This is a genomic window from Flavobacterium maritimum (genome assembly GCF_040049085.1).
GTDB classification, from domain to species: domain Bacteria; phylum Bacteroidota; class Bacteroidia; order Flavobacteriales; family Flavobacteriaceae; genus Flavobacterium; species Flavobacterium maritimum.
On the sequence record NZ_JBDLZY010000003.1, the window covers coordinates 51265 to 65336 of the forward strand.

The 14072-nt window shown below is 35.0% G+C and carries 15 protein-coding genes; 10 read left to right on the forward strand and 5 right to left on the reverse strand.

From position 1 onward, the window contains the following. Positions 1-149 precede the first annotated feature (149 nt). From ABEB23_RS07615 to ABEB23_RS07645, 7 genes are all read left to right on the forward strand, one after another. Entirely contained in the window at positions 150-1022 is an 873-nt protein-coding gene (locus ABEB23_RS07615; RefSeq protein ID WP_348811932.1) for a helix-turn-helix domain-containing protein, read from the forward strand. Between the two features lie 97 nt (positions 1023-1119). Then, entirely contained in the window at positions 1120-2151 is a 1032-nt protein-coding gene (gene hemH, locus ABEB23_RS07620; RefSeq protein WP_348811934.1) for a ferrochelatase, read from the forward strand. A gap of 1 nt (position 2152) precedes the next feature. After that, positions 2153-3508: an MATE family efflux transporter gene (locus ABEB23_RS07625; protein ID WP_348811935.1), complete on the forward strand. Its 1356-nt coding sequence runs from the start codon at positions 2153-2155 to the stop codon at positions 3506-3508. Beyond that, the gene (locus tag ABEB23_RS07630; protein ID WP_348811936.1) at positions 3495-4049 is read left to right on the forward strand and encodes a CopD family protein; all 555 of its coding nucleotides are present in this window, start codon (positions 3495-3497) and stop codon (positions 4047-4049) included. Before ABEB23_RS07625 ends, ABEB23_RS07630 begins: the two co-directional genes overlap by 14 nt. A 59-nt stretch (positions 4050-4108) precedes the next feature. Continuing rightward, positions 4109-5524, forward strand: a complete 1416-nt coding sequence (locus ABEB23_RS07635; RefSeq protein WP_348812328.1) for an ATP-binding protein — start codon at positions 4109-4111, stop codon at positions 5522-5524. A 12-nt stretch (positions 5525-5536) separates the two neighbouring features. After that, the gene (locus ABEB23_RS07640; RefSeq protein ID WP_348811937.1) at positions 5537-6319 is read left to right on the forward strand and encodes an enoyl-CoA hydratase/isomerase family protein; all 783 of its coding nucleotides are present in this window, start codon (positions 5537-5539) and stop codon (positions 6317-6319) included. A gap of 184 nt (positions 6320-6503) precedes the next feature. Continuing rightward, positions 6504-6902: a hypothetical protein gene (locus ABEB23_RS07645; protein WP_348811938.1), complete on the forward strand. Its 399-nt coding sequence runs from the start codon at positions 6504-6506 to the stop codon at positions 6900-6902. Positions 6903-6935: 33 nt separating this feature from the next. Here ABEB23_RS07645 and ABEB23_RS07650 read toward each other — a convergent pair whose 3' ends face one another. The 3 genes from ABEB23_RS07650 to ABEB23_RS07660 all read right to left on the reverse strand — a co-directional run bounded on the left by ABEB23_RS07650 (position 6936) and on the right by ABEB23_RS07660 (position 9407). Continuing rightward, positions 6936-7589 carry an HD domain-containing protein gene (locus ABEB23_RS07650; protein WP_348811940.1) on the reverse strand — a complete coding sequence of 218 codons (654 nt, stop codon included), beginning with the start codon at positions 7587-7589 and terminating at the stop codon, positions 6936-6938. 85 nt (positions 7590-7674) lie between these two features. Beyond that, positions 7675-8661 (reverse strand): acyl-ACP desaturase, encoded by a 987-nt coding sequence (locus tag ABEB23_RS07655; RefSeq protein WP_348811941.1) that lies wholly within the window; start codon positions 8659-8661, stop codon positions 7675-7677. A gap of 11 nt (positions 8662-8672) precedes the next feature. Further along, complete coding sequence (locus ABEB23_RS07660; protein ID WP_348811942.1) at positions 8673-9407, reverse strand: lysophospholipid acyltransferase family protein; 735 nt, start codon at positions 9405-9407, stop codon at positions 8673-8675. Between the two features lie 125 nt (positions 9408-9532). Here ABEB23_RS07660 and rnpA point away from each other — a divergent pair, with 125 nt between their 5' ends. The 3 genes from rnpA to ABEB23_RS07675 all read left to right on the forward strand — a co-directional run bounded on the left by rnpA (position 9533) and on the right by ABEB23_RS07675 (position 12498). After that, positions 9533-9946: a ribonuclease P protein component gene (gene rnpA, locus ABEB23_RS07665; protein ID WP_348811944.1), complete on the forward strand. Its 414-nt coding sequence runs from the start codon at positions 9533-9535 to the stop codon at positions 9944-9946. Between the two features lie 108 nt (positions 9947-10054). Next, a complete protein-coding gene (locus tag ABEB23_RS07670; protein WP_348811945.1) occupies positions 10055-11692 on the forward strand; it encodes a S41 family peptidase in 1638 nt (545 codons plus the stop codon). Further along, positions 11692-12498: an OmpA family protein gene (locus ABEB23_RS07675; protein ID WP_348811946.1), complete on the forward strand. Its 807-nt coding sequence runs from the start codon at positions 11692-11694 to the stop codon at positions 12496-12498. The genes ABEB23_RS07670 and ABEB23_RS07675 overlap by 1 nt, the downstream gene beginning before the upstream one ends. Positions 12499-12503: 5 nt before the next feature. On the opposite strand, the gene ABEB23_RS07680 is transcribed toward ABEB23_RS07675, so the two are convergent. Continuing rightward, positions 12504-12950, reverse strand: a complete 447-nt coding sequence (locus ABEB23_RS07680; protein WP_348811948.1) for a GNAT family N-acetyltransferase — start codon at positions 12948-12950, stop codon at positions 12504-12506. Between the two features lie 113 nt (positions 12951-13063). Beyond that, on the reverse strand, positions 13064-14044 hold the full coding sequence (locus ABEB23_RS07685; protein WP_348811949.1) for a DUF4837 family protein: 981 nt from the start codon (positions 14042-14044) through the stop codon (positions 13064-13066). Between the last annotated feature and the right edge of the window lie 28 nt (positions 14045-14072).

Here is a 14072-nt window from a genome sequence, read left to right on the forward strand (position 1 = left end):
GCTTAATGCTTTTTTGAATCTATTTCGCTATTTTATTGTAAAAATTTCTATTTTTGTAGTAAAACAAGGTGGTATAGAATACCTTATTTGGAGTTATTCTAAATAGCAGCATCTGTAAATTATCATTTTTTTATTTAAAAAATATCGCTATGGGTTCTCAGGAAATTATAAAAATCGAAAATGATTTTACGCTCATTCGTTTTCAAAATGATGACGAAACTCCTTTTCATGCGCAACATGAAGTAAGCAGTGGCTTGATTCAATTTCATTTTGGCATCAAAGGAAAAGCAAAATTTATTTTCAATCAGGGGAATTATACCTTAGAGCTGAAGGAAGAAAAATCGCTGCTTTTGTATAATCCACAAAAGGAACTCCCTCTAAATCTGGAAGTGGCTCCCAATTCATGGGTGATTTCTGTAATTGTTTCCATCAAGAAATTTCACGCCCTTTTTTCAACAGAAGCAGATTACATTCCGTTTTTGAGTGCTGACAATAAAGACAAAAAATATTATAACGAAGGAAATATCAGTCCGTCAATGGCAATTGTTTTAAGCCAGTTGTTTCATTACAACCTAAATCCTTCGATTAAAAATCTATATTATAAAGGAAAAGGCTATGAGCTATTAAGTTTGTATTTCAATAGAACCGAAGATCCAAATGCCGAACAATGCCCCTTTTTAATTGATGAAGAAAATGTCTTAAAAATCAAAAAAGCCAAAGAAATTATCATTGCCAATATGGCCGAGCCACCAGGACTGCAAGAGTTGGCCGATCAGGTAGGTTTAAATTTGAAAAAACTGAAAATGGGTTTCAAACAAATTTATGGCGATACCGTTTATGGTTTTCTTTTTGATTATAAAATGGATTTTGCCAGAAAATTACTCGACAGCGGTTCCTATAATGTAAACGAAGTTGGACTCAAAATTGGGTACAGCACCGGAAGTCATTTTATCGCGGCGTTCAAAAAGAAATTTGCAACAACACCCAAGAAATATTTGATGTCGATCAATCCGAATACATAATCACATCAATTCTTTATATAAAACAATAAATAAAAAATAGTTAATCTCCATTTAACAAAAAGTAAGTTTATTTACTTTTATCCAAAAATAAAAAAAAATGAAAGGCGTATTATTAGTCAATTTAGGTTCTCCGGAAAGTCCAACTCCAAAAGACGTAAAACCATATTTAGATGAATTTTTAATGGACAAATACGTTATTGACGTTCCGTATCTGTTGAGAGCATTATTGGTTCGTGGTATCATCTTACGTAACAGACCTGAAAAATCAGCTGCCGCTTATGCAAAAATATGGTGGGAAGAAGGTTCACCTCTAGTCGTGATTTCAAAAAGAATGTACGAAAAAGTAAAACCTCAAGCTACCGTTCCTGTTGCATTGGCCATGCGTTATGGAAACCCATCTATGTTAGCCGGATTACAGGAATTGCATGATAAAGGAGTAAATGAAGTAATGCTTTTCCCTTTGTATCCACAACATGCCATGGCTTCTACTACCACCATTTTAGTTTTTGCAGAAGAATTGCGTAAAAAACATTTCCCGGATATGAAATTCACAATCGTTCCGGCTTTTTATAACAAACCCGATTATATCAAAAATCTGGCTGATTCCATCAAAACGAATTTGGAAGGATTTGAATACGACCATTTATTATTTTCTTATCACGGAATTCCGGAGCGACATATCCGTAAAACGGATGTTACCAAATCCCATTGTAAAATTGACGGCTCCTGTTGCAACACGCCTTCGCCCGCACATGAATTTTGTTACCGTCACCAATGTTACGAAACCACAAAACAAGTCGTTAAATTATTGGGAATCCCAGAAGGGAAATACAGTCAGACATTTCAATCACGATTGGCTGGCGACAAATGGTTAACTCCTTACACCGATGTTGAAATCAACAAAATGCCGGAAAAAGGAATTAAAAACTTAGCTGTCGTAACACCTGCTTTTGTATCGGACTGCTTAGAAACCTTAGAAGAAATTGCGATGGAAGCCAACCACCAATTCAAAGAACATGGTGGGGAAAATTTCTTGGCTATTCCTTGTTTAAATGACAGCGATGACTGGTGTAAGACAGTAAGCAACTGGATAAATGAATGGGCCGTTGTTGAAAAAGTGAACGCATAAAATGGCCGTTACTGCAGAAGAATTAGGGACAAAGGACATTAAGAAGCTCTTGATAAAACAAGCTGTTCCTTCTTCTATTGGTATTTTATTCATGTCAGTTAACATTTTAATTGACACCATTTTTGTTGGTCAATGGATTGGTTCTTTGGCCATTGCTGCAGTAACCGTAGTCTTACCAATTACATTTTTGATTTCGTCATTAGGAATGGCAATCGGTGTTGGCGGAGGCTCCGTACTTTCGAGAGCTTTGGGTGCCAATCATAAAGAAAAAGCGCTGCATACTTTTGGCAATCAAATTATGATGACATTATTATTGTCGTCTCTTTTTGTGCTTTTTGGTATTCTATTTAGCGACGAGATGTTGTTGCTTTTTGGTGCCAAAGGGGCTATTATGAAACCGGCTAAAGAATTCTTTTTTCCAATCATTCTTAGTGTTCCGTTTTTGGCGCTCTGCATGATGGGAAATAATATTATCCGAGCAGAAGGCAAAGCCAAATTTGCCATGATTGCCATGATAATTCCCGCTTTTGCAAATATTGCACTCGATATACTTTTTATAAAAGTGATGAATCTGGGAATGTTCGGTTCCGCTATGGCCACCGCAATTTCCTATTTCATGTGTTTTGTATTTGTATTATGGTTTTTCGCTTTTAAAAGTGAATTAAAACTACAGGCGAGACACTTCAAATTCAACAAACCATTAATAAAAGAAATAACCGAACTAAGTTTCGTAACCTTTTCAAGACAAGGTGTAGTGAGTATTTTGGCCATAATTCTAAATCATACTTTATATACGTATGGCGGAGAACATTCGGTAGCAGTATACGGAATTATCAGTAGGATGTTGATGTTTTCTTTGTTTCCAATTTTGGGAATCACGCAAGGATTTCTCCCTATTGCAGGTTTTAATTATGGCGCCCAAAACCATGAAAGAGTAAAAGAAAGCATTACTGTCTCAATTAAATATGCGGCCATTTTAGCGACAATCATTTTTGTGATGATCCTGATTTTTGCAAAACCTATAGTGGCTGTTTTTACCACCGACCCTAAAGTGATTGCTGAAACTCCTGAAGCATTGCGCTGGGTTTTTGCAGCCTCGCCAATTATAGCGATTCAATTAATCGGCGCTGCCTATTTCCAAGCCGCCGGGAAAGCAAAAAAAGCCTTATTGCTTACATTGAGCAAACAAGGATTTTTCTTAATTCCCTTAGTGCTTCTACTCCCCAATTTTTTAGGTATTTTTGGTGTATGGGTTGCATTCCCTATTGCAGATGTTTTATCAACAATAATCACTGCCTATTTTCTAAAAAAAGAAATGAATAACAATTTAAATCAAGCCGATAATGGACTTCTATAATTACCTCAAATCTCTTCACCTAATCTTTGTCATTACTTGGTTTGCAGGTTTGTTTTATATTGTACGCTTGTTTGTGTACCAAATTGAAGCGGCACAAAAACCATCCCCTGAAAAAGAAATTTTACAAAAACAGTACAAAATAATGACTTACCGATTGTGGTACATTATTACTTGGCCTTCAGCAATTTTAGCCAGCATTTTTGCATTTTGGATGTTGTTTTTTACTGATTTGGGTAAAGCCTGGCTACAAATGCCTTGGATGCACGTCAAACTTGGCTTTGTATTTGTGCTGTATTTGTACCATTTAAAATGCCACCAAATATTCAAACAATTGCAAAACGACCAAGTGAAATATTCGACAAACTACATGCGTTTATGGAATGAAGGCGCTACCATTATACTTTTTGCGGTAGTATTTTTGGTCATATTAAAAAATGCTTTTAACTGGATTTATGGTGTAATCGGAATCTTTCTGTTTTCGATTTTGATCATGCTTGGGTTTAAATTTTACAAACGAATTAGAGAAAGAAACCAATCTTAACTATGCTCAAAGGGTTCAAAATATCAATGCTTTCATTACGAATCAGGATTTTCCTTTCCATGATTGTATTGATTATTATGGCTTCCCTATTATTGGCTTCCATTTCTATTGTCCAATTTAAAAATGAAGCCAAAGAATACCATCAGGAACGCTTGGAACGTAAGGAAAACGCAGTGAAAGAGCATATCAATTATGTTCTTTCGACAACAACTTACCCTTTGACTTCTGCCAATTTGAGTTATATTTTTAAAGATAAAATTCACGAACTGGCGCAAATCCATTCGATCGAAATAAACATATACAGTCTGGATGGAGAACTATTAAAATCCTCCAAAGAATCTTTTTCGGTAGACAAAGTATCGCCTCCTGTTCCAAAATATATCCTAAAATTAGTTCGTTCCTCTATCGAGAAAAGATATGTTGACATTAAAACCATTGACGGTGTTAAAAATCGTTCTTCTTACAGCCAGATAAAAGATGACAAATTCAAACCTCTGGGCATCCTAAATTTACCCTATCTTGAAGATGATGGTTTCTATGAAAATGAATTAAATAGCTTCCTGATTCGTTTGGGACAAGTATATTCTTTTATGCTGATTGTAGCTTTTGCATTGGCCTACTTCCTTTCGACTTACATTACAAAATCCCTAAAAACGATTTCAGATAAATTGAGCGAAACCAGCTTGAATCAAAAAAACGAGAAAATAATGCTCGAAGCCAGTAGCAAAGAAATCAATTTATTGATCAAAGCCTACAATGCCATGGTCGACGAACTGGAGATAAGTGCTGTGAAATTAGCCCAAAGCGAAAGAGAAGAAGCTTGGCGCGAAATGGCAAAGCAAGTCGCCCACGAAATCAAAAATCCACTGACTCCAATGCGATTGACGGTTCAGAGTTTTCAAAGAAAATTTGATCCCAATGACCCAGATGTTAGGCAAAAAATGAAAGACTATTCAGAAACCCTCATTCAGCAAATTGACACGATGAATGCTGTCGCCTCTGCCTTTTCAAATTTTGCCTCGATGCCTGCGCAACAAAACGAGACCTTGAATGTGGTAGAAGTAGTAGAATTGGCTATGGATATTTTCAATGAAGACTATATCATTTTTGAAAAGGACGCGGATAAAATTATTTCGAAAATTGACCGTACGCAACTCATTCGAATTATAACGAATCTGGTTAAAAACGCCATACAATCCATTCCGGAACAACAGGAGGTCAAAGCCATTTCTGTCTCTGTTAAGAAAAAAAACAACAATGTTTTGATCATCGTTAAAGACAACGGAATCGGTATTGAACCTAAAGATATCGAACGTATATTTGAACCCAAATTCACTACCAAAAGCAGCGGAATGGGACTTGGTCTTGGTATTATTAAAAACATTATTGAAAATTACAAAGGAACAATTACCTTTGATACAGAATATGGGAAAGGCACGACTTTTACCGTATCTCTCCCAATAATAAACTCATAAAAAATCAACAATATGAACTACGAAAATATTCTAATCGCAATAGAAAATAGTGTTGCTACAATTACTGTAAATCGTCCTACCAAATTAAATGCCTTGAATAAAGACACGATTAATGATCTACACAAAGCAATCAAATTATTAACTAAAAATGCAGAAGTGAGAGCTATTGTTCTAACCGGGTCAGGTGAGAAAGCTTTTGTAGCGGGAGCAGATATTGCTGAATTTTCAAATTTTTCAATAAAAGAAGGAGCTGAATTGGCAGCTGAGGGCCAGGAAAAACTGTTTGATTTTATTGAGAATTCTAAAACTCCTGTTATCGCAGCTATCAATGGTTTTGCTTTAGGCGGTGGATTAGAATTAGCCATGGCCTGTCATATCAGAGTGGCCTCTGAAAATGCTAAAATGGGTTTACCTGAAGTTTCTTTAGGGCTTATTCCCGGTTATGGAGGCACACAACGTTTACCTCAATTGATAGGAAAAGGTCGCGCAATGGAAATGATTATGACTGCTGAAATGATGACGGCACAAGATGCTTACCGAACCGGCTTAGTTAATCACGTGGTTCCTCAAGCAGAGCTTTTAGAATACTGCATTGGAATGGCGCATAGAATAATTAAAAACTCCCCTAACGCAATCAGTAAAGCTATAAAAGCAGTCAATGCCAATTTCGAAGAAGGAAAAGACGGGTATAAAACGGAAATAAAAGCCTTTGGAAAATGTTTTGGAACACAAGATTTTAAAGAAGGAACAACCGCGTTTCTTGAAAAAAGGAAAGCCGTTTTTACGGGAAAATAATTAATAAAGAGAGCCACAACGGTTCTCTTTTTTATTTCTCCTATATATTACTATGAGACGTTTTCTGTTTGCAAGACTCTTTCTTATGTAAAATAATCTTTCTTCAAAAACGGATTGTTTGCTTTACATACCTTAATTTTACAGTCCCGTTTCAGAATATAATCCAACGTTTAAATTTCTATTTATGTCTTACCAACCAGTATTTGCTCTTTTTTGGGAAAAGGTAAAAGAAAGTATCGAAAATGGTACCTATGCTAAATTAACCTTGGCAAAAACCATTGGTGATACCGAATTAAAAAATATATATGTGCGCCCTGTTTTGTTAGACGATAGTTTTAAACTTTCAGTAATAGCCCGTTACAAAACAGAAGAAGTAGAAAGTTTCCATACCTTGGAAGAAGCTTTTTTTGTTTTGTCACCATACATGAATAATCCGTTTTTGACTGCGCTTTTGTTTACAACAGACAATGATATCACTTTTAAACTCAACAAAAAAAGAGTTGGAAGCATCATAGAACAAGCCCCAACTTTTAAAAATCCTTCGGATGTAATTATAGAAATGAAAGAGAAAGGCATTATCTAAAGGTCATTCGTAGAGATGCACTGCAGTGCGTCTCTACAAATCACCTTCCCATTCCGCATAAAACTGCGCCAAGAAACCTTCCATGTAACGGTGCCTTTGTTGGGCAATTTGTTTTCCTGTTTCTGTATTCATTTTGTCTTTCAGGAGTAATAGTTTTTCATAAAAATGATTGATGGTAGGTGCCTCATTTTTTTTATATTCTTCCTTTGTCATTTTAGCATTAGGAGCAATCGCCGGATTGTATATAGGTCTGTTTTTAAATCCACCATAATTGAATGTTCTGGCAATTCCAATGGCTCCAATAGCATCCAATCTGTCAGCATCCTGAACAATATCCAATTCAATTGACGAGAATTTTTTGTCAAAATTTCCGCCTTTAAAGGAAATATTTTCAATAATATTGACCACATGATTAATCATCTCCTGATTTACATTTTCGGACTCTAAAAATTGACGCGCTTTTTCCGGTCCAATCGTTTCATCTCCATCATGAAATTTACTATCGGCAATATCATGAAGCAAAGCACCAAGCTGAACTACTTTTATATCGCAAACTTCATTTTGGGCAATCAACAAGGCATTTTTATATACCCGTTGTATGTGAAACCAATCGTGTCCGCCTTCAGCATTTTCTAGATTTTGCTTTACAAAAAGAATTGTCTTACTTATTAAATCCGGTGTATTCATTTTCATGTTTTTTATTAAAAAAAAATGTTGGTTTCCAAAGTTTTAAAACTTCAAAAACCAACATATATTACTCTTAATTTGATATCTAAAGTTTCGCTGGCTCCACCCATTTAAAAATGTGGGCCTCTTGTGGAATTACCAATCTTTCAGAAATTCTAGCCATTCTTGCTGGTAATTTCATCAAATACTCACGAGCTTTCTCAGCTTCATCTGTTAAACCTGAAATTTTATCAATTTCCCATTTATCAATCAATTTTTGCATGATATCTACGTAATCACTCGCAGTATAAACACCAATTCGTTGTGCTGAATCAGAAAATTGTTCGAAAGCAGAACTAATTTTTTGTCCTGATTCTCTCAAGAAATGTGCTGGCATGACAATTTTTTGTTTCATCATGTATTGAAAAGCAAGCATCATTTCACTAGGATCTACCTGAAAAATTCTGTTTACAAATTCACTGTACGCATGGTGATGACGCATTTCGTCTCCTGCAATCATCTTACACATTTTAGACAATTTATTGTCACCGTATTTTTTCGCCAATTGAGAAACTCTGTTATGTGAAACATAAGTCGCTAATTCCTGAAAACTGGTGTAAACAAAGTTTTTATAAGGATCTCTACCAGTACCAATATCAAAACCGTCGTTGATAAGATGTTGTGTCGTCATTTCAATTTCTCTCATGTTAACACGTCCTGATAAATACAAATATTTATTAAGTACATCTCCATGACGATTTTCTTCGCCTGTCCATTGACGAATCCAATTTGACCAACCGTTTCTTTCCATGTTATCAACCCCTTCCACTTCTATCAACCAAGATTCGTAAGTTGGCAAAGCTTCTTCCGTAATGGTATCACCAACCATGGCAACCCAAAAATCGTATGGTAAATCCTTCGCGATTTCACGTAATTCTTTCACTTCCTCAAAAAAAGTATCACTTTCAGAATTAGGTAAAAAATCAGATGGTTGCCAAATTTTTTCAACAGGGATTAGATACTGATCTACAAAGCTATCCACGTTTTTTTCCAAAAACTGCATTACTTCTAATCGAATGTTTTTTATAGACATTATAATAAATATTAAAATTTTATTCCTTTTACAACTGCATTTTCTGTTTTCTCCATTAATTCAGCAAAATCATATTCGCTTACTGCTAACGGCTTATGGATGGTAAAGGTAAGGCGATTTCCTAAACCTAACGGAAAAAATCCATATTTAACTATTTTCCAAGAATTATTGATGCTTATCGGAACAATATGAGCCGATGGAGCATACTTACATAATATCTTTAAACCACTTTGTGCAAACTCTTTTGGTTTACCTGTCTTACTTCTAGTTCCCTCTGGGAAGATAACCGCGGTGCGATTGTATTTTTGTATGTATTCTGATAATTTTTTAATGGTTGGTATTGCTTGTTTTGGGTCTTTTCGGTCAATGAGTACTGAGCCTCCGTGACGCAAATTATAAGACACACTTGGAATACCTTTTCCTAATTCGATCTTACTGACAAATTTGCAATGATAACGACGTAAATACCAAATCATCGCGATAATGTCATACATACTCTGATGATTGGAGACAAATATTAAAGGTACACCTTTAGGAATACTCTCTACATTTTCAAATTTATAAGTGGTGCCTAATAAATTAGTGCATTTCACTAACAAAAAATTCATGTAATCAACACTCTTCTTATGTGCCTGATAACCAAAAACATTAAAACAAATCCACTGAATGGGATGAAAAACAACCAAAACAAGGCCAAAACACAAATAATAAATTACGGATATGGGATACGAAATTAGTTTCTGCATGCGTTCAAAATTAGCTACAAAAGTAATAAATAAATTTTAGCTATATTTAAATCGGAAACAATAAGTGGGTTTAGGGTTTAATTGTACCTTTGCAAACTAAAAATATTTGCCTTTTTTTATAAAAAATGAACTTTACTTACCCCAAAAACGAAAAGCTAAAAAGTAAAATCACGATTGGATTATTGTTTACCGAAGGAAAATCGGTGTCCAAATATCCGCTTCGATTGGTTTACCGTCCAGGGACTTTGGGTGATGAAGAGAAAATTAAAATAGGCGTTTCGGTTTCTAAAAAATATTTCAAAAAAGCGGTAGACCGAAATTATTTCAAACGAGTACTTCGGGAAACGTATCGACTAAACAAACACTTGCTTACCGAAAACCTCAGCCAACCTTATGCGTTTATGCTTTTTTATCAAAGTAAAGAACGTTTGTCATACGAGGAAATCAACACCAAAACGATTCAATTATTTGAAAAATTCCTGACACAAATCACTCCTGCGGACGTTACCGAAAAAGACGGCGATACAGAACAGAAATAATTATCATTTTGCCAAACGATACCGAAACAGAGTTTTGTCTTTTACTCCTATAATTATTAATGATTTATTCTTATTTTAGTACTCTCAAACCTAAGATAAACTACAATCATGCGTCCCCTTTTCAAAAAAAAAATCATAATTCCAATTATTGCATCGGCATTCTTATTTGTTGGAGCCAGTTTCAAAGATGATTTTTTTGAAATTGCAAAACAAATAGAAATTTTCACTACACTATTCAAGGAGGTCAATAAAAATTATGTTGACGAAACCAATCCGGGTCAATTAATGGACCAGGCCATCAAAGGGATGTTAGCGAGTCTTGATCCCTATACGGTTTATTTCAACGAACAAGATGTTGTCAAATTCAAAATAAATAACACCGGAGAATATACTGGAATTGGGGCTTTATTAACCCGAACAGAGTCTAAGCTAATCGTCAAAGAAATTTATAAAAATTTCCCTGCGGACAAAGCAGGACTAAAAGCAGGAGATGCCATTATTCAAATTGGCGATGTTGTTTTGTCTGATTTCAAAGACGACGCCTCGCAATTGTTCAAAGGTGCTAAAAACACCAAAATAGACATTAAATTCATCCGTCAAGACAAAACAAATACTACCCAACTTGTTCTTGATGAAATTGAAATCAAATCGGTGCCTTTTTTCGCAAAAGTAGATGAGAAAACCGGTTATATTGTTTTATCCCAATTCAGCAAAAAAGCATCTCTGGAAACCAAAGAAGCATTAGAACAGCTAAAAAGAGAAGGTGCCGAAAGAATTATATTAGATTTAAGAGACAATCCCGGCGGGCTTCTTAACGAAGCGGTCAATATTTGCAATCTTTTCGTTCCAAAAAATGAAATTATTGTTACTACAAAATCAAAAATAGACAAACACAATAACGTCTATAAAACTACCCGAGAACCGATTGATACCGAAATTCCATTGGTTATCCTAGTCAATGGAAAAAGTGCTTCGGCATCAGAAATTGTTTCAGGTGCCTTGCAGGACTTAGATCGCGCAGTGGTAATAGGCAGTCGAAGTTTTGGAAAAGGATTGGTACAAAGGCCTGTAGACTTAACTTATGGCACACAGCTAAAAGTGACCATTTCACGTTATTACACCCCATCAGGCAGATGCATTCAAGCTTTGGATTATGCACATAAAGACAAAAACGGGATGGCAATTAAAACGGAAGAGAAAAATTACAATGCTTTCAAAACACGAAAAGGCAGAACTGTATATGATGGTGGTGGCATTCAACCGGACATTGAACTCGATGAAACCAAAACTAGTGCAATAGCCAATGCTTTGATAAAAAATGATGGCATCTTTAATTATGTTACCAGTTATTACTATAAAAATCCTGGTTTAGGAGACAAAATTCCAACCTTTAGCGATGCTGATTACGCCGATTTCAAACAGTTTTTGAAAGAAAAAAAATTCTCCTTTGATACTGAAACGGAAATAGCTCTTAAAAATACTTTGGCTGCAGCCAAAAAAGAAAAAATAGACGAAACCATTTCGGTCGAATACCAACAATTACTGACTGCACTACAAAAAAGTGAATCCAATTTATTGGATAAAAACCAAAAGGAAATTAAAGGTTTGATTTTGGATGAAATCATTAAACGCTACCAATATCAAGAAGGTTTGTATCAATATTATGTAAAGAACAATACTGAAATTAAGAAAGCGGTAAATGTTTTAAATTCCAGTTCGGAGTATAAAGCTATTTTGAAAATATAATGCCAAAATATTTCAACATAATAGCATTCTTGTTTTTTGGCTATTTATCAGCCCAAGAAAAACCTGTTGAAACAGTCTATTTTGAATTTGACAAATACGCCTTAAATAAAGAACAATCCCAGATTGTTGCCGATTTTATAAAAAAAGTGGATACTTCCAAGATAGAATCCATCCAAATTTACGGCTATTGTGATGACAGAGGTGAGAATGATTACAATTATGAACTATCCGAAAACAGGGTTAAAACGGTCCAGCACATACTAACCAATAATGGTTTCAATAAAAACAAAATCGTAATTATTGAAGGAAAAGGCCGTGTGATCCTAAAGAAAGACACCGTTGAAAACCTCACGGAAACCCGTTCTAAAAACAGACGTGTTGACTTGATTTTGGTTAAGAAAAACAGTTATGGCAAGGGTATTTATAATTCCTTTCAAAAAAAACATCATGTTGGCGATCGTATTTTTTTAGAGAACATTTTGTTTATGATGGGAAGCAGCAAGCTTACCTCACAATCCAAAATAGAATTAGACAAAATTGTCACTGAATTACAACAACACAAAACATTGGAATTTGAAATCAGAGGCCATGTTTGTTGCACCCCAAGCTATTACGAAGATGCGATTGACAAAGACACTAAAGAAAGAAAATTGTCCTTCAATCGCGCTAGAACCGTTTACAGATACCTCATATCAAAAAACATCAGCGGTCATCGTATGACCTATAAAGGTTGTGGTAATAAATTCCCTTTGGGAAAAGGGGAAGCTTTAGACCGAAGGGTCGAGTTTTTAATATCAAAAATTTAAATAACCTACTCTCTAGTCATCTCTATATGTGGAATATCATCCTCAAGATACATTTCACTGGTTTGAACAAAACCGTGGCTTTCATAAAATTTTTTGAGATATAATTGTGCTCCAATGGTAATTTTTCGTTCACCAAAATGATGTAAAATACCTGCAATCGCTTCTCGCATTAGATCATGACCCCATTTTTTGTCCCGATAGTTCGCATCAACAGTTACTCTCCCTATTGATGCATTATCAAAACTGATTCCTGCTTTAAACAATCGGGCATGGGCCACAATCTTACCTTCATATTCGCCAAAAAGATGCAAGGCAATCTTATCTTTTCCATCCAAGTCAAGGTAAACACAGTTTTGCTCTACCACAAAAATCTCACTTCTTAACTTCAATATATCATAGAGTTCATACACGGATAGTGCCTCAAAAGCCTTAATTTTCCATTCTAATGCCATGGATCGATTTGTTTTAATAGTTGTTTATTATCGTTCAAAGTAAATAAAAATTAAACGATTTAGATTATAAAATAATGATAAAAAAGAGGTGCTTTTTTACCGTGGAGACCAAATTATTTTTTTCTTTTAAAAACTTGAACAGACTTTATGATTGCTTCCAGTTCGTGAATCAAGTCCCGTTTCTCTTTTGAAGGAGAGTAACAAAATCCCTCCAAAATCAAAATCCGATTGTAAGTCTTATCCACAATCGCATAGTTGATAAACGGGCCGGCCATAAAATCATTTTTAAGCTCCCAGGTTCCTTTGGTTTCATAGGTGTCTTTTCCGTCAAGTTGAATTTTAAAAAGATACGGTGCATATCCTTCTTCTGTAATCATGGGCGTGTGAGGTTCTGTTCCATGAATGTATTTCCCAATCGAATCCCGCATCTTTATGATAGAGGCAATTACATTATCCTCATTTTTTATCGAATGTAAAGGGACCTGATAAATCAATAAATTGGTATTCCCACTGACGATATCTTTTTTCAACCAAATAAATTTACTTTTATGAAGTACGTATTCATAACCCGTAGGTACATCTAAGGAAATATGAAATTTGTTTGCAATGATGTCAGGATTGAGAAGGGATTGTTTTATTATTCTTTGACTTTCGGCGATCTCTGTTTCCTTAATAATTTGAATAATTTTGGGAGCATTCTTCTCAATAGTATCTATAATGGCTAATGCCGTTCTTCCTGAAATATGAAATACATTTTGAGGAGAAGCATATTGATTTCTTTTTATTTCGAACTTGTTTTTGGCTTCTTTTTTAACCACAATAATCGCTCTGCTATCCGTTGCAAATCCCTCCAAAAGTTTGACAGGATATTGATTTATGGTAAAAAGAGGTTCTTCCTGCGGCAATCCAATAACGGGAGAAGCGAACTTATTTCGGATACTGTCGCCAACTTCACCATTCCATAATTGATCATCTATGATTACGGAAATGGTATTAATTTTACCGGCTGTATGACGAGGTAAATTATCATTTTTTTCTACACAGGAAAAAAACAAACAGGAAAGTAAAAGGCATAAAAAATGGGCTTTATTCATTATAATTTCAATTATAAAATAAAGCCCA

Excerpts from the sequence above, each read along its gene's own strand:
- ABEB23_RS07615 (WP_348811932.1), top strand. The coding sequence starts at position 150 with ATGGGTTCTCAGGAAATTATAAAAATCGAAAATGATTTTACGCTCATT.
- hemH (WP_348811934.1), top strand. The coding sequence starts at position 1,120 with ATGAAAGGCGTATTATTAGTCAATTTAGGTTCTCCGGAAAGTCCAACT.
- ABEB23_RS07625 (WP_348811935.1), top strand. The coding sequence starts at position 2,153 with ATGGCCGTTACTGCAGAAGAATTAGGGACAAAGGACATTAAGAAGCTC.
- ABEB23_RS07630 (WP_348811936.1), top strand. The coding sequence starts at position 3,495 with ATGGACTTCTATAATTACCTCAAATCTCTTCACCTAATCTTTGTCATT.
- ABEB23_RS07635 (WP_348812328.1), top strand. The coding sequence starts at position 4,109 with ATGATTGTATTGATTATTATGGCTTCCCTATTATTGGCTTCCATTTCT.
- ABEB23_RS07640 (WP_348811937.1), top strand. The coding sequence starts at position 5,537 with ATGAACTACGAAAATATTCTAATCGCAATAGAAAATAGTGTTGCTACA.
- ABEB23_RS07645 (WP_348811938.1), top strand. The coding sequence starts at position 6,504 with ATGTCTTACCAACCAGTATTTGCTCTTTTTTGGGAAAAGGTAAAAGAA.
- ABEB23_RS07650 (WP_348811940.1), bottom strand. The coding sequence starts at position 7,589 with ATGAATACACCGGATTTAATAAGTAAGACAATTCTTTTTGTAAAGCAA.
- ABEB23_RS07655 (WP_348811941.1), bottom strand. The coding sequence starts at position 8,661 with ATGTCTATAAAAAACATTCGATTAGAAGTAATGCAGTTTTTGGAAAAA.
- ABEB23_RS07660 (WP_348811942.1), bottom strand. The coding sequence starts at position 9,407 with ATGCAGAAACTAATTTCGTATCCCATATCCGTAATTTATTATTTGTGT.
- rnpA (WP_348811944.1), top strand. The coding sequence starts at position 9,533 with ATGAACTTTACTTACCCCAAAAACGAAAAGCTAAAAAGTAAAATCACG.
- ABEB23_RS07670 (WP_348811945.1), top strand. The coding sequence starts at position 10,055 with ATGCGTCCCCTTTTCAAAAAAAAAATCATAATTCCAATTATTGCATCG.
- ABEB23_RS07675 (WP_348811946.1), top strand. The coding sequence starts at position 11,692 with ATGCCAAAATATTTCAACATAATAGCATTCTTGTTTTTTGGCTATTTA.
- ABEB23_RS07680 (WP_348811948.1), bottom strand. The coding sequence starts at position 12,950 with ATGGCATTAGAATGGAAAATTAAGGCTTTTGAGGCACTATCCGTGTAT.
- ABEB23_RS07685 (WP_348811949.1), bottom strand. The coding sequence starts at position 14,044 with ATGAATAAAGCCCATTTTTTATGCCTTTTACTTTCCTGTTTGTTTTTT.